Annotated in this window: 23 protein-coding genes; 3 read left to right on the top strand and 20 right to left on the bottom strand. The window is 39.3% G+C overall.

The genetic code is table 11. From position 1 onward, the window contains the following. Position 1 precedes the first annotated feature (1 nt). The 16 genes from ACESK1_RS04540 to ACESK1_RS04465 all read right to left on the bottom strand — a co-directional run bounded on the left by ACESK1_RS04540 (position 2) and on the right by ACESK1_RS04465 (position 14545). On the bottom strand, positions 2-1012 hold the full coding sequence (locus ACESK1_RS04540) for a sugar nucleotidyltransferase (protein ID WP_372918359.1): 1011 nt from the start codon (positions 1010-1012) through the stop codon (positions 2-4). Positions 1013-1093: 81 nt separating this feature from the next. After that, on the bottom strand, positions 1094-1528 hold the full coding sequence (gene dut, locus ACESK1_RS04535) for a dUTP diphosphatase (RefSeq protein ID WP_372918357.1): 435 nt from the start codon (positions 1526-1528) through the stop codon (positions 1094-1096). Between the two features lie 7 nt (positions 1529-1535). Further along, entirely contained in the window at positions 1536-2987 is a 1452-nt protein-coding gene (locus ACESK1_RS04530; RefSeq protein WP_372918355.1) for an oligosaccharide flippase family protein, read from the bottom strand. Between the two features lie 22 nt (positions 2988-3009). Beyond that, entirely contained in the window at positions 3010-3450 is a 441-nt protein-coding gene (locus ACESK1_RS04525) for a hypothetical protein (protein WP_372918353.1), read from the bottom strand. Between the two features lie 114 nt (positions 3451-3564). Next, positions 3565-4425: an ATP synthase F1 subunit gamma gene (gene atpG, locus ACESK1_RS04520; RefSeq protein WP_372918351.1), complete on the bottom strand. Its 861-nt coding sequence runs from the start codon at positions 4423-4425 to the stop codon at positions 3565-3567. Between the two features lie 46 nt (positions 4426-4471). Next, on the bottom strand, positions 4472-6052 hold the full coding sequence (gene atpA, locus ACESK1_RS04515) for a F0F1 ATP synthase subunit alpha (protein ID WP_372918349.1): 1581 nt from the start codon (positions 6050-6052) through the stop codon (positions 4472-4474). Positions 6053-6094: 42 nt separating this feature from the next. Next, positions 6095-6652: an ATP synthase F1 subunit delta gene (atpH, locus tag ACESK1_RS04510; RefSeq protein ID WP_372918347.1), complete on the bottom strand. Its 558-nt coding sequence runs from the start codon at positions 6650-6652 to the stop codon at positions 6095-6097. Between the two features lie 6 nt (positions 6653-6658). Continuing rightward, positions 6659-7156, bottom strand: coding sequence for a F0F1 ATP synthase subunit B (locus ACESK1_RS04505; protein ID WP_372918345.1), 498 nt, complete (start codon positions 7154-7156; stop codon positions 6659-6661). Between the two features lie 91 nt (positions 7157-7247). Next, a complete protein-coding gene (gene atpE / locus ACESK1_RS04500; protein ID WP_072553516.1) occupies positions 7248-7469 on the bottom strand; it encodes an ATP synthase F0 subunit C in 222 nt (73 codons plus the stop codon). 23 nt (positions 7470-7492) lie between these two features. Continuing rightward, positions 7493-8581: a F0F1 ATP synthase subunit A gene (gene atpB / locus ACESK1_RS04495; protein WP_372918343.1), complete on the bottom strand. Its 1089-nt coding sequence runs from the start codon at positions 8579-8581 to the stop codon at positions 7493-7495. A 135-nt stretch (positions 8582-8716) separates the two neighbouring features. Beyond that, a complete protein-coding gene (locus tag ACESK1_RS04490; protein ID WP_372918342.1) occupies positions 8717-9100 on the bottom strand; it encodes a hypothetical protein in 384 nt (127 codons plus the stop codon). 5 nt (positions 9101-9105) lie between these two features. Continuing rightward, a complete protein-coding gene (locus ACESK1_RS04485) occupies positions 9106-9321 on the bottom strand; it encodes an AtpZ/AtpI family protein (RefSeq protein WP_372918340.1) in 216 nt (71 codons plus the stop codon). After that, positions 9302-9703, bottom strand: a complete 402-nt coding sequence (locus ACESK1_RS04480) for a polymer-forming cytoskeletal protein (RefSeq protein ID WP_372918338.1) — start codon at positions 9701-9703, stop codon at positions 9302-9304. Before ACESK1_RS04480 ends, ACESK1_RS04485 begins: the two co-directional genes overlap by 20 nt. A 10-nt stretch (positions 9704-9713) precedes the next feature. Further along, the gene (locus ACESK1_RS04475; RefSeq protein ID WP_372918336.1) at positions 9714-12233 is read right to left on the bottom strand and encodes a tetratricopeptide repeat protein; all 2520 of its coding nucleotides are present in this window, start codon (positions 12231-12233) and stop codon (positions 9714-9716) included. Between the two features lie 90 nt (positions 12234-12323). Further along, positions 12324-13049, bottom strand: a complete 726-nt coding sequence (locus ACESK1_RS04470) for an ABC transporter ATP-binding protein (RefSeq protein WP_372918334.1) — start codon at positions 13047-13049, stop codon at positions 12324-12326. A gap of 11 nt (positions 13050-13060) precedes the next feature. After that, on the bottom strand, positions 13061-14545 hold the full coding sequence (locus tag ACESK1_RS04465; RefSeq protein ID WP_372918332.1) for a DUF5687 family protein: 1485 nt from the start codon (positions 14543-14545) through the stop codon (positions 13061-13063). 97 nt (positions 14546-14642) lie between these two features. Between ACESK1_RS04465 and ACESK1_RS04460 the strand changes: the two genes are divergently transcribed. Next, complete coding sequence (locus ACESK1_RS04460; RefSeq protein ID WP_372918330.1) at positions 14643-15689, top strand: 2Fe-2S iron-sulfur cluster-binding protein; 1047 nt, start codon at positions 14643-14645, stop codon at positions 15687-15689. A gap of 52 nt (positions 15690-15741) precedes the next feature. Here ACESK1_RS04460 and ACESK1_RS04455 read toward each other — a convergent pair whose 3' ends face one another. From ACESK1_RS04455 to ACESK1_RS04445, 3 genes are all read right to left on the bottom strand, one after another. Continuing rightward, on the bottom strand, positions 15742-16851 hold the full coding sequence (locus ACESK1_RS04455) for a glycosyltransferase family 9 protein (protein WP_372918328.1): 1110 nt from the start codon (positions 16849-16851) through the stop codon (positions 15742-15744). Positions 16852-16906: 55 nt separating this feature from the next. Then, positions 16907-17512, bottom strand: coding sequence for a DUF4254 domain-containing protein (locus ACESK1_RS04450; protein ID WP_372918326.1), 606 nt, complete (start codon positions 17510-17512; stop codon positions 16907-16909). A 130-nt stretch (positions 17513-17642) separates the two neighbouring features. Further along, entirely contained in the window at positions 17643-18566 is a 924-nt protein-coding gene (locus tag ACESK1_RS04445; RefSeq protein ID WP_372918324.1) for a DUF6427 family protein, read from the bottom strand. 119 nt (positions 18567-18685) lie between these two features. Between ACESK1_RS04445 and ACESK1_RS04440 the strand changes: the two genes are divergently transcribed. Continuing rightward, positions 18686-18916 carry a uracil phosphoribosyltransferase gene (locus tag ACESK1_RS04440; RefSeq protein WP_372918322.1) on the top strand — a complete coding sequence of 77 codons (231 nt, stop codon included), beginning with the start codon at positions 18686-18688 and terminating at the stop codon, positions 18914-18916. Here the strand turns inward: ACESK1_RS04440 and purD are convergent. Beyond that, positions 18908-20182: a phosphoribosylamine--glycine ligase gene (gene purD, locus ACESK1_RS04435; RefSeq protein WP_372918320.1), complete on the bottom strand. Its 1275-nt coding sequence runs from the start codon at positions 20180-20182 to the stop codon at positions 18908-18910. The two genes, ACESK1_RS04440 and purD, sit on opposite strands and share 9 nt — an antisense overlap. A gap of 149 nt (positions 20183-20331) precedes the next feature. Between purD and ACESK1_RS04430 the strand changes: the two genes are divergently transcribed. Then, on the top strand, positions 20332-21248 hold a 917-nt coding region (locus ACESK1_RS04430), incomplete at its 3' end, for a phenylacetate--CoA ligase family protein (protein ID WP_372918318.1).

Below are 21248 nucleotides of genomic sequence, written 5' to 3'. Positions count from 1 at the left end.
TCTATTCTAAAACCGAATAATCTCCAATGCTTACCTGGGTGAATTTCCCGTTAAATTTAGCATGATTTCCAATCATAGCATTATCCAAATTCGCATTTTTTATTTCTGAAAAATTCTGAATAAGGCTGTTTTTTATCGTTGAATTCTCAATTTTGGTGCCATCTCCAACAGAAACGTTAGGACCGATCTTAGCATTGATCAATTCCACATTTTCTCCAATAAAACAAGGCTCGGTAATTTCAGAATCCTTGATCTTAACAGATTTTGAGATTAGCTCTTTTCCTTCCTGGTGAAGGAAATTCAACATTCGCCCGTTGGTTTCTACAGTAACGTTCTTATTTCCGCAGTCCATCCACTCATCAACTTTTCCCGGCACAAATCGAAGTCCTCTTGCCCGCATAGCCTCAATTCCATCATTGATCTGGTATTCTCCTCCCCGGGTTAATTTTTTATCCAGTACTCCCTGCAGTTCATTTTTCAGTACTGATACATCCTTAAAGTAATAGATACCAATTACAGCCAGATCTGAAACAAACTGTTCGGGTTTCTCCACCAGATCAACGATCTCATTATTCTGATTAAGTTGAACTACGCCATAAGCTTCAGGGTTTTTCACCTGTTTCACCCAAATTACACCATCAGCCTCTTTATCAAGAGTAAAGTCGGCTTTAAAAAGCGTATCGGCGTAAGCAATCACGGCAGGACCTTCAAGAGAGTCCTTAGCACACATTATAGCGTGTCCTGTGCCAAGGGGGTGATCCTGATAATAAATGGTGCCCTTTGCTCCTAAACTCTCGGCAATGGCTTTTAAATCAGTTTCAACTTTATCTCCAAAATCCTCAGCGATAACAAACGCGATCTCTTCTATTTTTTCATCCAGCACTCCCGCGATATCTTCTACCAACCGGTGCACTATTGGTTTTCCCGCAATAGGAATTAAGGGTTTTGGTACTGTTAAGGTATGGGGGCGAAGTCGTGAGCCACGACCTGCCATTGGTACTATAATTTTCATAAATTCAATTTGCGATTCCCTGAACTCTTGAGAATCTTCTGTTAATATTAATTTCCGCACAACCGGTTTAACCGGTTAAATTTATTTATGCCCTGTGCTGCCAAATCCGCCGGCACCGCGGGTGGTTTCTTCAAGGATTTCTACTTCTTCCCAGGAGATATGTTCGTGTTTCGAGATCACCATTTGGGCGATTCTTTCTCCGTTTTCGATAGTGTAGTTTTCATTAGAAAGATTAACCAGGATCACTCCTATTTCTCCACGATAGTCGGCATCAACCGTGCCTGGGGAGTTTAGGACGGTAATGCCTTTTTTCGCGGCAAGACCACTTCTAGGCCTAACCTGTGCCTCGTAGCCTACCGGCAATTCCATAAAAAGTCCGGTTTTTACAATGGCGCGTTCCAAAGGTTTAATGGTAATTGATTCTGAAATATTAGCACGCAAATCCATTCCAGCCGAGGCTTCGGTCTCGTAGTGAGGCAGGTTATGCGTCGATTTGTTGATGATTTTTACTTGCATAGTTTATTTAAGATTGAATGATTTTAAGGAGTTGTTTCTTTTCAGAAAAAAAGACAGTTCCAAAAAATATAATTAATAACGTAATTCCAATAAAATAATTTCCTCTAAAGGCGTAAAATGAAAGTATGGAAAATAAGATGGACAAGCTTAGATAGCCTCCTATTTTCTTAAGATTATAAGGAATTGGATAATATTTTTTTCCGTAAAAATAGGAAAGGATCATCATAATTCCATAAGCCGCCAGCGTTGCAATTGCTGAGCCGGTATAACTAATTATCGGAATCAAAATTATATTTAAAACAATAGTCACAACGGCTCCAACCACAGAAATATAACCTCCAAAACGGGTACGATCGGTAATTTTGTACCAAACCGATAGGTTATGATAAATCCCCAGGAACAGATTAGCCAATAATATTAGCGGCACTATATGCATCGCCTCCCAGTAGGAATCATTTTGAATTAAATATTGTTTTAAAAAATCGGCAAAAACCACTACTGTAACCAAAATCAAGCTTCCAAATACCACAAAATAATTGGTGATTAGCGCATAGGTTTGCTGAGCGTTTTTGGAGGAGGCGTGGCTAAAGAAGAATGGTTCGATTCCCAGACGAAATGCCGTAGCGAAAAGCGTCATAAACAGCGCTAGTTTATAACAGGCAGCATAGGCACCAATCTCTGCACGTGCAATATCCTGCGGGAGTAAATAATCAAGCATTATTCTGTCAAAAACTTCATTAACTGAAAATGCAATCCCGGCTATCAAAACCGGAAAAGCATAGGATATCATAGATTTCCATAACTTTTTGCTGAAACTGAAATTTATTTTGAAATAAAACGGCAGCATTAAAAGCAAGGTAACAGCACTTGCGACAAGGTTGGAAATGAAGATATAGCTTATCTCAAAATTTGGAATATAAAGCCTTTGAAAAAAAGTATTCCCTTCAGCAAGATCTTTTAAATATAAAAGGAAGAAAACATTCAACCCAAGGTTTATCGCGACGTTGAAAATCTTGATCACCGCGTAACGCATGGGTTTTTCAGCTGCTCGAAGCCAGGTAAATGGAATGATAACCAAGGCATCAAGCAGTAATATCCATAATGCCAGATTTATATATTCCAGCGGAATATTTGTAATCTGGGCAATAAGATCTCTGGCAACAAATGCGACTAGAAAAAATAACAACGAGCTTCCCACTAAAGACCAACCAGCCGTACTAAGAACTTCTTCACTGTTCTCTTTTTTATTGTAGAACCTGAAAAAAGCGGTTTCCATTCCGTAAGCCAGAATAACATTGAAAAGCACGAAATAGGCAAAAATCACCGAAATTTCACCATATTCCTCTTTTGGGAGGACATGTGTGTAGAGAGGTACTAACAAAAAACTAAGCATACGAGGCAATACCGTAGCCAGTCCATAAATAAATGTTTGTTGAAAGAGTTTTTTAAAAGTACTCAACAGGAAAAGGATTTACTTATTATTAATTTCTTTCCTCTATCCCGGTTAACTTGTAATATTTTGTCTTATCGTTTTGCTTGAAAACAAGAACGGCTTCATCTTTGTTGATTTTGAACGGGCTTTCTTTTGGGGGTTGTGGTGCCTTATTCCCGTATTCTTCCTTAGGGTCTACATGCATCACCTGATCCCCTTTTCCTAAGTCGAAGGAAGCTACGTAAAGGCCGGATTGCTCTTCATCTAACTGAAGAGGCGAATGCATTCCGCGGAAATAAACACTTTCCAGCTCCACCCTGCTTTCCTGAATTACCGAAACTGGTATATAAAGATCTAAGCCATCTTCAGTTTCAGAATAATAAACCTGGTTAAACTGGGCAGGAGCCCTCTCCTGTAATTCTTTATTGCTGCCGCAGCTGCTAAAAAGGCTTAAAAGTACTATCGAAAATAGAAATAAGGGAGCTTTCATAGTAAAGGGTTTTGTGATTTTAAAGTTACAAAAACAAAAGACATACCAAATAAAAAACCCTGCCGGCAGACAGGGTTTAAAAAACGGAAATTTATTCCGTGTGCTTTGTATTTTTTAACCGTTCAAAGCTTCAGCACCACCAACGATCTCAAGGATTTCATTGGTAATAGAAGCCTGTCTGGCTTTGTTATAAGACAATTTAAGATCATCTCTAAGTTCTGTAGCATTCTCAGTTGCTTTGTGCATGGCAGTCATACGTGCGCCGTGCTCTGAAGCGAAGGAATCTCTAAGGGCTTTAAAAAATTGCATTTTAAGCGACTTCGGAATAAGATCTTTTACGATCTCTAATTTTGAAGGCTCAAAGATGTAATCCAGCTGTTTGTTGTCTTCAGAATCAAATTGCTCAATAGGCAAAAACTGTTCATGCTGAACGATTTGGGTGGCAGCATTTTTAAATTGGTTATAAACCAAAACAATCTTATCGTATTTTCCGTCAAGGAAAAGTTGCATTAATTCTTCAGCAATGGCCGAGGCATTTTCAAAACTTAGATCTTCGTAGATTTCATTACTGTTCTTATAGACCTCATAATCCTTTTTCAGGATATCATTGGCCTTTTTTCCAACGGAATAGATATCAACATTCTTAGCCTTGTAATCGTTTTTAGCTTTATACTTAACGGCTTTTATCACATTGGTGTTAAAAGCACCGGCTAAACCTTTATTCGATGAAATGGCAACAACCAAGACATTATTTACCTCACGCTCTTCTGCGTATTTACTGCTTGCGTCATCATCTAAGGTTGCACTTAAATCCTGAAGCAACTGGGTTAACTTTTCAGAGTAAGGACGCATTTGGGTAATAGCATCCTGGGCCCTGCTCAACTTTGCAGCCGAAACCATTTTCATGGCACTGGTAATCTGCATGGTTGATGAAACCGAAGTAATCCTGCTGCGTAAATCTTTTAAGTTTGCCATAAGTTATTTTATGAGATTCCAGCTTTCGCGGAAATGACAATAATTCTTACTTTTTATACTTTTCTGAAAGCTCCTTGGCCACTTGAGTTAAAGTATCGGTGATCTCATCGGTTAATTTACCCGCTTTTAGACCATCCAACACATCCCTGTGTTTAGTATCAAGAAACTCCAGATAATCTTTTTCAAATTCTTTTACTTTATTTACCGGTACGTCTCTTAACAGGTTTTTTGAACCGGCAAAGATAATAGCGATCTGGTCTTCTACCGGATAAGGATCGTTTTGTCCCTGCTTAAGAATTTCAACGTTGCGTTTACCTTTTTCAATAACACGACGAGTAGAAGGATCCAAATCTGAGCCGAACTTAGAAAAAGCTTCAAGTTCACGATACTGCGCCTGGTCAAGTTTAAGGGTACCGGCAACTTTTTTCATAGACTTGATCTGGGCATTACCCCCAACCCGAGAAACAGAAATACCAACATCAATTGCTGGACGAACCCCGGAGTTAAATAAGTCAGAAGTAAGGAAAATCTGGCCATCGGTAATCGAAATTACGTTTGTAGGAATATAAGCCGAAACGTCTCCCGCCTGAGTTTCAATTATTGGAAGGGCCGTAAGCGAACCTCCACCTTTTACTCGGTCTTTTAAAGAATCAGGAAGATCGTTCATGTTCTTAGCGATCTCATCATCGTTGATCACTTTTGCTGAACGCTCCAGTAGTCTTGAGTGAAGAAAGAAAACATCTCCAGGATATGCCTCACGTCCCGGTGGACGACGAAGCAAAAGAGAAACTTCACGGTAAGCTACCGCTTGTTTAGAAAGATCATCATATACGATTAGAGCAGGACGCCCGGTATCACGGAAGTACTCTCCAATAGCTGCACCAGTAAAAGGAGCATAAACCTGCATTGGAGCAGGATCTGATGCGTTTGCAGCTACAATTGTTGTATAAGCAAGTGCTCCCCTATCTTCAAGTACCTTGGCGATACCTGCAACGGTAGAAGCTTTTTGGCCAATAGCAACGTATATACAATATACCGGTTCCCCGGCATCGTAAAATTCTTTTTGATTTAGAATAGTATCAATACAAACAACGGTCTTACCGGTTTGACGGTCACCAATCACAAGTTCACGCTGACCTCTACCAACAGGAACCATCGCATCAATAGATTTGATACCTGTTTGTAGTGGCTCATTTACCGGTTGACGGAAAATTACTCCGGGAGCCTTACGCTCCAGGGGCATCTCAAGGGTCTCCCCTTCGATTGCGCCTTTCCCGTCTATAGGGTTTCCTAAAGTATCAACTACACGGCCAACGATGCCTTCTCCAACTTTAATGGAAGCAATTCGCTGGGTTCTTTTTACTACCGAGCCTTCTTTGATCTCTTTTGATGGTCCTAAAAGTACAACTCCAACATTGTCTTCTTCCAGGTTAAGCACCAATCCTTCCAGGCCGCCTTCAAATTGAACCAATTCTCCGTATTGAACATTTGCCAAACCGTAAACGTTAGCAATACCGTCACCTACAGTAAGTACGGTACCCACTTCGTCTAAACTGGCTTCTGACTCAAAACCTGATAATTGCTGCTTTAATATTGCTGATACTTCAGCAGGATTTACTTCTGCCATAATTATTTAGGATAAAATGTCACACGCTGCGGTGTAACGGTTTTAATTTAATTTTGAAACGTATGTGTTGTTTTTTAATTCTCTCTTAAGCCTGTTAAGGTTGCTGGCTACACTGGCATCATATTGCAAATCACCAACCCTCAACACGAAACCACCAATCATATCTTCATCAACTACATTTTTGAGGCTGGCTTCATTTCCGGTTAGTTCTTTAATCTTAACCTGAACTTTTTCTTCAAGCTCCTTTGTTAAAGGAACTGCTGTTGTAACTACAGCCTGTTGAGTATTATTCAACGAGTGATACTTTACAATATACTGTCTTGCTACGATATCTAAAAGATTAATACGGCCGTTCTCAACAAGAATATCAATTCCACTCATGGTTATAGCATGAGCATCTTTAAATATTTCGCGGAGGGCGCTTTTTTTAATTCCCGATTTAACTACCGGGCTACCAAGCATACTTTTTAGGTCTTTGCTATTAGCAATGGTTTGAGAAATGCTCTGCATATCTTCATATACCGCATCGGTGGCATTCTTATCCTTTGCCAGACCGATTATTGCCTTAGCGTAACGTTGTGCTGCTCTGGTTCCTTTCATCTTAAATTAGTTTAAAGTAGAAACATCACCAAGCATCTCATCGATCATCTGGTGCTGTTTTTCATCACTTGAAAGCTCTCTGCGAACTACTTTCTCTGCGATCTCGATTGAAAGTGCGGCAACGTGATTTTTTAATTCAGTCATTGCAGCCTGCTTTTCCAGTTTAATGGTTTCCTGAGCCTGTACTACGATCTTATCGGCTTTCTTCTGAGCATCTTCTGTGGCTTCAGCGATAACTCTTTCCTTAATTTCACGAGCTTCCTTAAGAATAGCATCCCTTTCAGCACGAGCTTCTTTTAAAAGTTGCTCGTTATCTGACTTAAGGTTTTGCATTTCCTTACGGGCTTCTTCAGCAGAGGCCAGGGCATCGTTAATTGATTGTTCCCGAGTATTTACCGCTCCAAGAATTGGTTTCCAGGCAAACTTCGCCATAACGAAGATTAGCACCAAAAACACAATTGTTTGCCAGAAAAATAATCCGAATTCAGGAGTTATTAAATCCATAATCTATATAGTAAAAAAGTTTAAAAAACATCATTTTTAAAAAAACCGCTTCGCAACCAACCGTTGCGAAGTGGCTTTCTTTAAGGTTTGACTATCTAAGTACACCAAGTAAAGCGGCAACCACCCCAAAAAGGGCAACACCTTCTACAAGTGCAGCGGCGATAATCATAGCTGTTTGGATCTTTCCAGAAGCTTCCGGTTGACGGGCAATAGCGTCCATTGCTGAACCACCAATTTTACCAACACCAATAGCTGCTCCAACTACTGCTAATCCAGCTCCTAGAGCTGCAAGACCTACATACAATAATTCCATAATAGATAAATTAAAAATTAAAATTAATGATGTTCATGTTCCGCAACCGCCATTCCGATAAACAGGGCAGACAGCATTGTAAAAATAAACGCTTGAAGGAATGCTACCAGCAATTCCAGTATTGTGATGAAAAGTGCAAACGGCACCGAAATTCCGGCAACTCCTGCATTTTCCAATATAAATATCAATCCTAATAAACTCAAAATAATAATGTGACCCGCAGTAATATTAGCAAACAAACGAATCATAAGGGCGATAGGCTTAATGAACACCCCTAATATCTCAACTACTGCAAGGATAGGCTTTACAAATGTAGGAATCCCCGGCATCCAGAAGATGTGTTTCCAGTAATCCTTATTTCCGTTCATAACGATTAAACCAAGCGTGAACAATCCCAGAGAGACCGTTACCGCAATATTTCCTGTAACATTCGCTGCACCCGGTAAAAGCCCTAAGATGTTGGTGATCCAGATAAAGAAAAATACTGTAAGCAAAAAGGGCATGAATTTCATATACTTCTTCTCGCCAATCTGAGGTTTTGCTATCTCATCTCTAACAAATAAAACCAGGGTTTCTAATACATTATTAAAGCCTTTCGGTGCATGTTTGTTTTTCTTATGAAAAGAAGCCAGACCAAAGAAAAACCAAATCATAAGAATTATGGTTAAAAACATAGCCGCCACATTCTTTGTGATAGAAAGGTCAAGCGGTTTTACCGCATTTTCCGGATAGTTTTCTTCGTTAAACTTTAGGCTTTCAGCACCATCCTCAAGCTGATATATCTTTTCATGATAGTTTACGAATTGCATACCATCCTTTTCAACGATGTATTCCCCTTCGGTATCGTGATGGAATTCACTGGACATAAAGGCTACAAATCCATTATCTGTCCACAAAATTACAGGTAGTGGTAAAGTGTAAGAGTTATCACCTGATCCAAAAAAATGCCATCCATGAGAATCTCCAATATGATGAAGGATCATATCGGTAGGATTGAATTTTTCTTCAGATTCATTTTCAGCCTGATCGGCCGAGGCAAAAGCTAAAAAAGGAAGTAAGGCGAAGGCTAGTGTTAACGTCACTATAATCTTAAAAGATTTATGTGCTATCATAGTACCTGTTCTGCTTAAAAATTATGGGCTCTAAATTTCCGTGCAAAGGTATACTTTTAATTTTTATCTGAAAGCCCCGGCTATAAATTTTTAAGCCTAAGTTCCGTTTTAACGATTTCACTGATTAGCAATTACTTATTTAGTATTAATAAGTTTCACAGCGTAAAAAGTTTCAAAGCCAAGAAAGAGAAAATAAGGGATAAAAAATGCGAGAATATTCAGAAAAACTGAAGATATTCCACTTAATAGCAGCGGTAAAAGAAAAATAACCGCTGCCAACATCTTCACCAAACCAAGCCCCATAAAAGCAAAGCCCGTTTTATCCTGAAAATTTTCATGCACCCACAACAAAATGCTGAAATTGATTAATGTAGAAAGAATATGGAAAAGAAATATTGCCCAAACCGGATAGAAAAGATCAGTTTCAAATAGGAAATTCAGTAATAGATACTGAATCGCAAAAAGGAGAATACTAAAGGGTATGAATATTTTAAGGAAGGCAGAATAATATGTTTTCATAATTTTTAATCGTCGTCGCCTAGGTCCCTTAGGCCTCTAAAAACCTGGTAAAGTGCCACGAACACCCCCAACAGAGAAAGAGAAATGGTATAAGCTGAATATTTATTAGGGAATTTTCCATCCAACCAGATGCCGATAAAAACCCCGGCAGCGATTATAATTCCCATCTGGAAGGCGATATTCACATAAGCCAGATACTTATTAGGCTGATTTTTTTTCATCTTTTTTCTTGAGCGATTTTACCGCCCCATTCATCTGGCAGGTTGCATTAAAAGTGGCTCCCGGTTCTATAGCAAGTTTTCCGGCGACAACATCGCCTTCAATAACTGCAGAACTTCGTAAACTAAGGGTGCCGGCAACGTGAAGATTTCCGTCTATTTTCCCTTCAATATCGGCATGTTCGCATTCCAGCCGACCCTTTATATGGCCGCCTTCGCTAATAACCACTTTACCTGCGGTTTTAAGATTACCGTCTAAAGTGCCTTCAATCCTGAAGCCGCCTTTAGCGTTGATATCTCCGGTTATGCTTGTGCCGGAGGCAATTCTATTTTGCTCTTTGGAATTTTCGGATATGGATTTCGATTTTTTTGGGTCAGAAAACATAAGTAGGGTTTTAATTATTTGGAGATTGGTAAATGTCTAAATTCTTATGAATTTGTACAATTCTATAATTTTCTGCTGAAATAGCAATGAAGTCCTTGTTGATTTTAAATTCTTTATTTTGCAGTAATTCTGAAAAACCCAGAGCCCTTTCCTGGTCTTCCAAACCGTGTACTACTACAAAAACAGTAGCAGGATCATAAATATCTACTGAAGTCTTTAAATCGTAACCAATCTTTTCTATAGCATTATCCAGAGATTCTTTTAGGGATGAAGCTTCTTCTTTTTCAGAAATATCAAAACTGGAAATCAGTTTAAAATTGGTCTGCAAACTGTCCCGGTTAAATTCCATTTCTGAAAGTGCCGGAATGGTGTTGCTATTTAATTCCTTTGCCTTTCTACCTTCTTCTGTCTGCGGATAAGTTAAGGCAACATGGTTGAGTGCATTTTTATAGGCTTCAAGTCCCAGCAGTCTCCCGGTAGCCATTGCCTTTAATAATTCGAATTTAGGCAGGATCTCCTCTCCGGAATATTCATTGATATATTTGTTGGCTTCAACGAGAACTTCATCATATTTTTCATCCTCAAAGTCTCTGAAAACTTCAGCATAAACCGCTTCAGGGGAATTTTCATCCTCTGTAACAGATTCAGGGTTTAAAATGTAATTGGCATAACGCGAATCAGCATGATTATTGAAAATATCCTGTTTCATGTTTTCCTGATCGGTAAGTTGGCCGGTCATTCCGTAAATCTGGTATAAATTATACTTTGCCGGTAGTCTAAGACTTTCGTCTTCACTATCTTCTAAAAGAGCTTCCAGTTTTTCTGCTGCCAGATCATATTCCCCATATTTCTCTTTATAAATAATTCCCAGTTGATAGCGGGCCATATTGCGATCATTTTCAAGACTATCCAGAATACGTTGATCTGTAGGGATCATATTTATATAGGTTTGAGGATCAAACCGCGGATCTTCTTCAAAATTTATTTCAGCAATTTCGGATTCTTCGGTAGTATCCCCCTCAACAAAACCTACTTCCCCCCATCGCCAGTTATCGGCCAGAGGCCTGTTTCCCCAGGTTCTTTTAAAATCCTGAAGGCCATTTTGTAGCCTGCTTTCATTATAAAAGTAAAAAGTGCGGGCACCTCCCGGGGTTGGCATAGCACCCGGAGCAGGAAGGGCGGTTTCCGGAAGATTTGCTGCGAAATCATCAGATAACATATCGGCATCAGCTTTGGCTTTGAGGCCTTCGATATGCGCTGTGAAATATTCAAGTTGTTCAGCAGGAAGCATACTGCTTAGCATTAAAATGCTATCGTTTTTAGCGAGAGTTTCCTCGTATAAAATTACGTCTTCCAGGTTATCCCGTTTCTTTTTTATTGTGCGGTATTCCCTAAGCCGGGGAGACATCACCGCCAGAGTACTGTCATAATACTTACTGGCATCCCGGTATCTTGCATCTTCAAAGTTCCTGTCGGCAAGAATCTCGTAATTAATAGATTTCAGATATTTATCACTAACCGGAGACTTTAATGATTTATTATAATACTCCACCGCGAGCCTGGTGGAATCGATATTTCGGTAATATTCGCCAATCTGAAAATAGATCTTATCAAGGTACGGCCTGTTTTCACGGTCTTCTTCAAGTTCGGTAAGCAATTCTCTTAACCTGTAATTATCACCCTGATTGTAATCGAAATTCCTGGCTTTTTCAACGTAGGCATTGATCATATAAATCCTGGGAGATTTTCGGTTTAAAGCAATTACCTCATCAAATGCCTGGTTGGCAAGCTCAGGTTGATCGATGCGGTTGTACAATTGCCCCAGGATAAAATAATACCTGCCTTTCTCTTCATTTTTATCGGTGATTTCCGCAGCTTTCTTGAGAGGAACCACGGCGCTGTCTAACAACTGAAGATTTACAAAAGCCTGGGCTAAAGTAGCGTTGGCATCAGCGAACGCCTTACTTTTAAGTTCTTCCTGTTTCAGAATATCTTTCAGGTTTTGAATAGCCAGTCGGTTATTATCAAGACGCATATTGGTCTTTTCCCGCCAGATCTGAGCATTGTTGATATTGTTGCTCGCAGGATATTTATGAAGAATATAATTGAAAGCTTCTAATGCAGGGATAAAACGTTGCTCATAATATCTAGCTTTTCCCAGCAATAAATAGGCTTCGTCAATTTGTGGATTTCGCTCCTTTCCGCCTATAAGCATTGAATGTTTCTGAATGGCTTTAACGGCTTTTTCTTCAGCAATACCAAAATTCTGATTTCTGATGCTATCCGGGAGCAGGATCTGCTCATCTATCTGCATGCGTTCTATGGGTAGAATATCCCAGAAATTATCTTCATAATTTTCGATGAGTTCTTCCCTACCCTGGTCCAGAGCGAGATTGCCATTGTAGAGGGTATTATACTCAGTAGTTACCGCGTGCCAGTTCCGGTTTATAAATTTGTCTTTCTTGCGGGAACAGCCAAGAATGCTACCCACCACAATTACGAGCACAAAAAATCTAGTAAAAGTATTCAAGATCAACCGGTTCTAGGTATTAAGATAAACTCAATTACCACTGTTTTAGTATGTAAAAATACGCTTCTTTTTAGAAACAAAAATCGGTTTTCAAATATTCTCCGATTCCTGAACCCGAGGCTCCCCCGAAAAATATTCTTCCAGTTCGCTTAAAGTTGCTTCTGAAGTTTGAATATCTTTCACCACCTCCCCCTTGTCCAATACTACGATTCTCTCACAAACTTCGGTTACGTGAATAAGATCATGGCTGGAGATTAGAAAAGTAGTTTCGTTGGTTGCCGCACGTTCCCTGATTATCTTTTTAAGCCGAATTTGTGTTGTAGGATCGAGATTCGCGAAAGGCTCATCAAGGATCACCACCCTGGGATTTCCAATAAAAGTCGCTACGATACCCACTTTTTTCTGATTCCCTTTTGAAAGATCCCGAAGGTATTTTTTGCGACCAAGAATCTCACCATGAAAAAAGTCTTCGAATTCTACTAAAACCGCATCAACATCGGCTTTATTGAGATTTCGGAGTTCTCCCACAAAATAAAAATATTCTTCAGGAGTGAGGTAACCTATCAGAAAGCTTTCATCTATAAAGGAAGTGGTGAAGCCTTTCCATGCTTCGCTTTGGCTCACCGTAATTTCATGATTGAAAATATTCCCGGTAGTGGGTTGAATAAGATCCAGCAATAAGCTGAAAAAAGTAGTTTTTCCGGCCCCGTTATTTCCTACGAGCCCAAAGTTCTGGCCCGGTGGAATATCCATATGCTCAATATTCAGAACTGTGGCTCCGTTGTAAACTTTGGTAAGATTCGTTGCAGTGATCATAAATTTATTTTTTATTCGCCGGTCTCTTTAAACCCGTTAATCATAGCGTATTTTCTATCCCGGTATCGCTGGGCAATCCCATTAAGAAGTACCGGTCTTAATAGCAAACCGACAATTCCAAGGGCTGCTAAAAAACCTATTGCGGCTTCAGTTCCTAAAAATTTATCTACAATCCAATAGAACAAAACCGGCAAAGCCATTAAAGGCAGGCTCACCAGCCATTGGGCCGCACCGGTGCCCTGGTAATTCATAAAAGGGCTTTTATCAAGATCTATCCTTTTTTTATTAAATGAACCGGCATAAAGTAAAATAGGAATATTCACCCCAATATTATACAAGGCACTCACCATATTGATCATTAGAATATGCCAGCCAAAATAAACATACGGAGTAGTTAGAATGGCTAAAAATACTACGCTAAAAGTTATAAGTCCGGCTTTTGAGGCCAGATATTGCTTCAATGGAATATTCTGAGACATAATCATCGGGTAATAAGAGGCATCCCAGGATGGTATAAACTGCCCAAAATTAATCATGAAAATCCCGGTCATAAAAATTCCGATGAAAACATAAAATGCCTCCCAGGCATGGTAAGCATCATTAGGATAAAAGAACATTCCATATCCCACTAACAAAAGTGACATATAGATAGTGGTTTTGGGCCTTTTATTTCGCCATATCAATTTTAAATCCAGTTGAAGAAAGGGCGCTATACTTCCAAATTTCCGTGTCCAGTCGAAATCACGGGTATCGGTGCTAAGTTTTTTTCCTTTTAAACCGGCATCCAGATAGAACTTACTTTCCAGATTCTGTTGATTCCATTTATAGAGAATTACTAATAAACTCACCGGAATCAAGGCCAAATAAGGAGTAGCAACCAAATAGTTCAACAGATTCCCGAATAAGAGACTAATTTCAAAAACTTTGAAATATTCCAAAGCCGCTAAAACCGAAATCAGAAGAATAACAGGGATCAAGGCTTTTAAATTATCGGTAAAGCGTTTTTTAATAATAAAATTACTGTAATTCACACAGAGACTCAAAGCTATCATGGCTAACATCCAGCCTAGAATAGAACCTACAGCATATTCGCTTTTATAAATATTAAATAGACCAAAAGGAATTATAACGAATAGGGGAAGGAAGTTATAAAATGAATAAAGACTTTTTATCAGAACAAAATTCACCACTTTCCGTTTGGGTATAGGCAAAATCATGAGCGGTTTAATATCCATCACAGGTAAGGTCTGCAACATAAATCTCAGCCCCAGTTCGAAGACAAGCCAAATCAAAACAAAACGGTTAACAAGCTCAAGAGGGTCTTGGTCTGGATAGACTTCAAGCAAAAGAGGATAAAGTCCTATTCCCAGCAACAAAAATGCAGCGGCAAAATAAAGTGCCAGGAAAATCATTAAAATTTTAAGCCCCAGGCTCTTTCCTACACTAGCCGACCTGAAAAATGATTTCCATTCCAGAGATAAAAAACGCCTAAACATACTTGCTTATTTCCTGTGTAAGTAATGAAAAATAGTCAATTGTTACACTATAAAATAATACATACTTTGTATTTTTGCACACAAAATTATTTTTTGAATGCAAAAGTTTCATAAACTAACAATAAAAGAAGTAATACGGGAAACCCCTCAAGCAGTGAGTTTATCCTTTATTATTCCAGAGGAGTTAAAGGAAGAATTCGCTTTTAAGGCCGGGCAATATATCACTATAAAAACAGAAATTGACGGGGAAGAGATCCGCAGAGCTTATTCGCTTTGTTCGGCTCCCGGAAGCGGGGAATTTAAAGTTACCGTCAAGGAGGTTGAGGGCGGTAAATTTTCTGTGATCGCCAATAATAAACTCCAGGCCGGGGATGAATTAGAGATACATCCGCCGGAAGGAAAATTCATCCTCGAACCGGGAAATGAGCCCAAGAGCTACGCTGCCTTTGCCGCAGGAAGCGGAATCACCCCAGTACTTTCTATTTTAAAAACCGTTCTGGCTGAAGAACCAAAGAGCCGATTTATTCTTACCTACGGAAATAAATCTCCCGAGGAAACCATTTTCTTCAAGGAGCTTCTGGAGCTGCAGGCTAAATTTCCGGATAGACTGTTCATTGAATTCGTATACAGCCGTACCCGGGAAGAAAAATCCCATTTTGGTCGAATTGAGACCAGCACCGTGAATTACGTAGTAAAAAATAAATTTAAAGAACATCCTTTTGCTGGCTACTACCTTTGCGGCCCGGAGGAAATGATCGACCAGGTGAAGGGAGTGCTTAAGGAAAACGGAGTTTCTGATGATAAGATCCATTTTGAACTCTTCACCACAGAAGATTCAGGAAGTATCGAAACCAATGTAGAAGGACAGACTGAACTTACCGTATTGGTTGATGATGAGGAAACCACCTTCAGTATGGATTCTAAGGTAACTGTTCTGGATGCCGCTTTGGAGCACGACCTTGATGTTCCTTATTCCTGTCAGGGCGGAATCTGTAGTTCATGCATCGCGAGAATAAAAGAAGGAAAAGCCGAAATGCGCAAAAATCAGATCCTTACCGAGGAAGAAATTGCAGAAGGGCTTATCTTAACCTGCCAGGCTCAGCCTTTAACACCAAAACTTAAGGTTGATTATGACGATGTTTAATCACTGAGGAAAGTTTAAAGGAAAAAGGCAGCGATCAGTTGCCTTTTTTTGTTTAAAACAAAACCTCATTGATCTTCCCCAAGATCTGTTCCGGATTAATTTCCCGGATAGCATTTTCATATCCCTCAGGATATTTATTCCCGTAGATCGAGGTTGGGATATTTGGATATTTTTCAAGATTAGGCAACAGGCTATTTCTTTCCGGCTGCTTAAAAGGCCGGAACCCGGCGTAAGGATGGGTTACGCCCCAAATACTTATAACCGGAATTCCGAAAATAGCCGCTAGATGGCCGTTGCCGCTATCCATGGAGACCATAGCATCTAGGTTAGATATCAGAGCTAGTTCCTCTTCAAAACTCAATTTTCCGGCCACGCTTATAGTATCTTCAAATTGCCCTTCCCACATATCCAGTTGCTCCTTTTCATTTTTTCCACCTCCAAAAAGCAAAACTTTAATTTTTTTATTCCTGGAAAGTTGATTTAAGACATTAGCCATAAGATCTGGAGGATAAGCCTTGGAGTTGTGTTGCGCAAAAGGTGCAATGCCCAGCCATTTTTCAGGATCAGGGCCAACGATTTTTTTAATATTTTCAGTAAGCTGCCTTTTCTTCGGAAAATGATGTGTACTTAAATCTATTGGGTAGCCCAGGGCTGAAAAAACATCAGCATAACGCTGATGGGTGGATTTCAAGGGTCTAAAAACCTTGTCTTTTTCCCGGGTTAGTGCTTTTTTCTCTTTTCGACCTTTGTCGATCTGTGCTACCGGAATCCCAAAAAGAAAAAATACCGATTTCAATATATTGCTCCTTAACACATTATGAAGATCTGCAACAACATCAATTCCTTCATCGCGTAATTCTTTTGCCAGACGAGAAAGACCCAGGACCCCTTGATGGACCCCATTCACATCGGCTTCGTAAACTGAAACATTTGGAATATCCTGAAACATCGGTTTAAAAAAACCACGGGTGAGCATCGTGATCATTAATTCTGGATAAGTTGCATTAAGGGTTTGCAAAACCGGAACTACCATAGCCACATCTCCCATCGCAGAAAGCCTTATCACCAGAATATGGGCGCTCTTATCTTGAGATGCCGGGGCTTTATTGGTTGTTTTGGTTACGCTCATATTTCCGGTTTCATTTTCCGAAAAAAAAGCCATATTTTCAAAACTTTTTCAAATATGAAATATGGCTTTTCTCAAATCTAAATACTGATTATTTTCCCCGTAAAACAGGGTTTAGCTCATCGTCATTATACATCTTCATCTGCCTGTATACCTTCATATACTTAACGCCATTTGCAATATCTTCCAGAAGCTGATTGATCGCTGTAGAGAGATCTACTCTCTGTTCCAGTAAAACCTTCAATTTCGCATCGCATTTTAACTGATGCTCCTGCGAGGCATCTTCCCGGTTGGCTTCCTCATTCATGTGGTAGATTTTCAAGGCAAGGATAGATAAACGATCTATCGCCCAGGCAGGACTTTCAGAATTAATAGTGGCATTCTCTTTTGGTTCTACATCCTTGAATTTTTCCAGAAAATAACTATCAATATATTCAACTGTATCCGTACGGTCCTGGTTGGAAGCATCTATTTGTCTTTTAAGGGCAAGTGCATCTACAGGGTCTATATTTTTATCTCTAATTATATCTTCATAATGCCACTGTACGGTGTCTATCCAGCATTTTTTGTATAGCAAATGCTCTATTAGATTCTTTTCCGTATCGTATGGATTCGAAAATGGCTGGTCTACAGTGTCTTTTTCGTGGTATTTTTCTATTACTTTCTGAAATATTTTATTCGCTTTATCTGAAAACATAATCTATTTTTTTCTGAATTATATAAATATTTAAAGGCTAATCTGGCCTCTTTTTTTGTCTCACAAAGGTACCATATTTTAAAATAGTTCTAAAGCATAAGCCCGCTTGTCCTAAGAACCCCTATTCTCTTTATCTAAGAAAAGGAACCGCCAGCGGCATTAAAATTAAGATCGCCAGTAAGATCTCTTTGAATATCTTATCTTTTTTTCGTTCGAACCATGTTGAAGCGATAATACTCAGAGGAACAAAAAAGAAGATGAGCTCGCTTCCGTCTTTGGTAGGAGAAAACACGGCTATAGCAATGGAGGCAATCAGGCTAAACAAAACCAGGTTTAAAGAAGGTCTTAAACTAATACTTGCTTTTTGAATCAGTCTAAAGAAATTACCAAATGTCCAGATGAGAACTGCCAATATTAGACTTAAGGGAATGAGCAAAGACAACTCCTGATAACTGCTGAAATCGAAATTTACCGGTTCATACCATTGAATAAATCCATAAATATTATCATAGACTACCAAGTGAAAGCTAAGATTAAGTAGGTATACCGCAAGAAAAGCAACCAGGGGAATCAACCAGTTCTTGAATTTGGGAAGGTAAAATAGTATTCCGGCGTAAACAACAATAAGAAATAAAATAGACCAGAAATAAAAGATCGAGGCGATACAGATCCAAAAGGTGGCATCAAACACTTTTTTTTGCATAATCTTTTTGGAACGCAAACTCAGGATACGCCTAAAGGCGAATAAGACACAAAGATTAGCAAAAATAACCTGGGTATTAGAGAGCAGCGCAAAAAAGGAAGTGGTAAAAACAGCGAAAAGAAGGATCTTATAGGCACTTCTGCGGGTGAGTTCATTTTTCTTGGCAATAAAGTTCAGAACATAGACGCTAAGCAAAAATGCCAGTAAAACAAAGAGTTTTTCAAAAAATATCAGCAAATTAAAATCCAGAAACCATTCCCTGAAATTGGCAAACACATAAAAAAGCAACATAAATATTGCCACCCCTATTCCATTAAGAGGTTTTGATTTACCAAAAAAGCTTGTTAGCATTGCTGTTTTTTCTATTTTTGTAAACTAAAATATAACAAAGTTATTATTTGAGGGCCCAGATGGCCGGTTAATAATAGGTCTTGCTAAATAAACAGCAAAGCGCCATAAAAATTACTTAGATGAGAGATTTTTTTGAAGGAATCGCCTATATTTTTGAAGAGGTGTTGTTTTTACCATTAGACGCACTTCGTGAACTGGAGTTAAGCTCCTGGTGGGCAGCCAACGCCATTAATTTTATTTTTGTCCTGGTTGGACTAGCAGCTTTTTTCTTTTGGATGAATCAGCTGAAAAAATTCAACGATAACAACGAAGAAAACCGTGATCCTTCGGCACACTCGTTCTTAGGCTAGGTCAAAACCAAGATCCTTTCTATAATACATCTTATCAAAATGTAGTTTCTCTGCATTTTGATAAGATTTTTTTAGTGCCTGTTTGTAATCGGTTCCAAACGAAGTAATAGCTATTACTCTTCCTCCACTGGTTACAATTCTTTCACCTTCATGCTTAGTTCCTGCGTGAAAAATAATGCTATCCTTAACATCATCAAACCCGTTTATCTCTTTGCCTTTTTCATAGGCCTCTGGATAACCTCCTGAAACCAGCATCACAGTAGTAGCAGCCTGCTTTTCAATTTCCAGAGTAGCTTCGTTCAATTTTCCTTCAGAAACCTTTTCCAACAATTCCACCAAATCAGATTTTATTCTGGGAAGGACAACTTCAGTTTCGGGGTCGCCCATTCGAACATTATATTCTATAACATATGGTTCATCACCAACTTTAATTAAACCAATAAAGATGAAACCTTTGTAGTCTATTTCTTCTTCCCGTAATCCGTTTACGGTAGGTTTTACAATACGCTCTTCAATTTTATTCATCAACTCTTCATCGGCAAAAGGCACAGGTGAAATCGCTCCCATTCCCCCGGTATTAAGACCGGTATCTCCTTCTCCAATTCGTTTATAATCTTTGGCTGTTGGGAGAATCTTATAATTATTACCGTCAGTAAGCACAAAGACGCTAAGTTCAATCCCATCGAGAAATTCCTCAATTACCACTTTAGCACTGGCCTCTCCAAATTTCTTATCAGAAAGCATACTTTCGAGTTCGGCCTTGGCTTCATCCAAGCTATCAAGGATTAAAACTCCCTTCCCGGCAGCAAGTCCATCGGCTTTAAGAACATAGGGTGGGTTTAGAGTTTCCAGGAATTTTTTACCGGCCTCTAAACTTTCAACAGTAAAACTTTCATAAGCTGCAGTAGGAATGTTGTGCATAGCCATAAATTCCTTGGCTCGTTCTTTACTTCCTTCAAGGAGAGCACCGCGTTTGGAAGGTCCAATTACTTTCACCGAATTCAATTCTGGATCCTCAGTAAAAAAATCGCTTATTCCTTGCACAAGAGGGTCTTCAGGCCCTACGATGACCATCTCAACCGTTTCTTTCAGTACAAAATCCTTAATACCTTCAAAATCGCTTAGCTTTAAGTCTACATTTTCAGCAAGTTGAGCGGTTCCTGCGTTGCCCGGTGCCACAAAAAGTTTAGTGCATTTTTTGCTCTGGGCAACTTTCCATGCAAAAGTGTGTTCACGGCCTCCGGAGCCAAGGATTAAAATTTTCATTCTGAAAGTCTTTTAAATGTTGTCCCAAAAATAATTGTTTGTAAATTGAAGCACCAATTTATTTCGAATAAAAACGCAATTTGTCCTTGAACTGGTTTAAGCTGTCCCTACAATTAAATAAATTCCCAATAAACCGGGCACAAAAACTTTTGGGAAAGATCCGTGAGATCCCTGAAGACTATTATCAAGATTATCTAGAGCGCAAGAAATTCGAGATTCTTGACTTTCATTTAAAGAATAATCCATTTTACCGGGAATTTTGTACAAAAGAAACGTTTGAAAAGTGGGAGGAAGTACCTGTCCTTCAAAAGGCTGAACTTCAGCAAAAACTAAAACACAGACTTAGCAAAAAATTCACAAAACACAATATTTACATAGGGAAAACCTCTGGCAGCAGCGGTGAGCCTTTTATTTTTGCCAAGGACAGGTTCTGCCATGCGCTTAGCTGGGCAGGGTTCCACGAGAGGTATCAATGGCATGGAATAGACCTTAACAGGAGCTTACAGGCCCGTTTTTATGGTATACCTTTGGATATATACGGAAATCTTCAGGAGCGCTTTAAAGACAGGATCAGCTTAAGGAGGCGTTTCAATATCTTTGACCTCAGCGACAGGAAGATGGAGATTTTTCTTGAGCGCTTTCAAAAGTCAAATTTTGACTACATAAACGGATATACCAGTGCCATTCTGCTTTTTGCTAAATTCCTTGAAAGCAAGGAAATCCGGTTGAAAACCGTTTGTCCAACTCTAAAGCTCTGCATAGTAACCTCGGAACGTCTCTTTGAAAAAGACAGGGAGCTTATGGAAAAAACATTGGGTGTACCGGTTGTTAATGAATACGGCGCCAGCGAGGTAGGTTTAATCGCTTTTGAGGATACTGAAAGGAACTGGATAGTGAATTCTGAAGATCTGTATGTAGAGATTCTCGATGAAAACAACAAACCGGTACCAAATGGACAGGAGGGACGAGTGGTAATCACTTCGCTTTATAATCTGGCCCACCCAATGATAAGATATGACATTGGTGATACCGGAATTCTTTCAGAAAAAAGTACGCTTAAAACTCC

It is taken from the genome of Salegentibacter sp. (genome assembly GCF_041642575.1).
Classification (GTDB): domain Bacteria; phylum Bacteroidota; class Bacteroidia; order Flavobacteriales; family Flavobacteriaceae; genus Salegentibacter.
This window is presented reverse-complemented; position numbering and strand designations above follow the sequence as displayed.

Bases quoted from the DNA above. Each gene is read 5' to 3' on its own strand.
- ACESK1_RS04480 (WP_372918338.1), bottom strand. From the start codon at position 9,703: ATGTTTTCTGACCCAAAAAAATCGAAATCCATATCCGAAAATTCCAAA.
- ACESK1_RS04505 (WP_372918345.1), bottom strand. From the start codon at position 7,156: ATGGATTTAATAACTCCTGAATTCGGATTATTTTTCTGGCAAACAATT.
- ACESK1_RS04450 (WP_372918326.1), bottom strand. From the start codon at position 17,512: ATGTTTTCAGATAAAGCGAATAAAATATTTCAGAAAGTAATAGAAAAA.
- atpE (WP_072553516.1), bottom strand. From the start codon at position 7,469: ATGGAATTATTGTATGTAGGTCTTGCAGCTCTAGGAGCTGGATTAGCA.
- ACESK1_RS04460 (WP_372918330.1), top strand. From the start codon at position 14,643: ATGCAAAAGTTTCATAAACTAACAATAAAAGAAGTAATACGGGAAACC.
- atpH (WP_372918347.1), bottom strand. From the start codon at position 6,652: ATGAAAGGAACCAGAGCAGCACAACGTTACGCTAAGGCAATAATCGGT.
- ACESK1_RS04440 (WP_372918322.1), top strand. From the start codon at position 18,686: ATGAGAGATTTTTTTGAAGGAATCGCCTATATTTTTGAAGAGGTGTTG.
- ACESK1_RS04470 (WP_372918334.1), bottom strand. From the start codon at position 13,049: ATGATCACTGCAACGAATCTTACCAAAGTTTACAACGGAGCCACAGTT.
- dut (WP_372918357.1), bottom strand. From the start codon at position 1,528: ATGCAAGTAAAAATCATCAACAAATCGACGCATAACCTGCCTCACTAC.
- atpA (WP_372918349.1), bottom strand. From the start codon at position 6,052: ATGGCAGAAGTAAATCCTGCTGAAGTATCAGCAATATTAAAGCAGCAA.
- purD (WP_372918320.1), bottom strand. From the start codon at position 20,182: ATGAAAATTTTAATCCTTGGCTCCGGAGGCCGTGAACACACTTTTGCA.
- ACESK1_RS04455 (WP_372918328.1), bottom strand. From the start codon at position 16,851: ATGGCTTTTTTTTCGGAAAATGAAACCGGAAATATGAGCGTAACCAAA.
- atpG (WP_372918351.1), bottom strand. From the start codon at position 4,425: ATGGCAAACTTAAAAGATTTACGCAGCAGGATTACTTCGGTTTCATCA.
- ACESK1_RS04465 (WP_372918332.1), bottom strand. From the start codon at position 14,545: ATGTTTAGGCGTTTTTTATCTCTGGAATGGAAATCATTTTTCAGGTCG.
- ACESK1_RS04490 (WP_372918342.1), bottom strand. From the start codon at position 9,100: ATGAAAACATATTATTCTGCCTTCCTTAAAATATTCATACCCTTTAGT.
- ACESK1_RS04540 (WP_372918359.1), bottom strand. From the start codon at position 1,012: ATGAAAATTATAGTACCAATGGCAGGTCGTGGCTCACGACTTCGCCCC.
- ACESK1_RS04525 (WP_372918353.1), bottom strand. From the start codon at position 3,450: ATGAAAGCTCCCTTATTTCTATTTTCGATAGTACTTTTAAGCCTTTTT.
- ACESK1_RS04485 (WP_372918340.1), bottom strand. From the start codon at position 9,321: ATGAAAAAAAATCAGCCTAATAAGTATCTGGCTTATGTGAATATCGCC.
- ACESK1_RS04445 (WP_372918324.1), bottom strand. From the start codon at position 18,566: ATGCTAACAAGCTTTTTTGGTAAATCAAAACCTCTTAATGGAATAGGG.
- atpB (WP_372918343.1), bottom strand. From the start codon at position 8,581: ATGATAGCACATAAATCTTTTAAGATTATAGTGACGTTAACACTAGCC.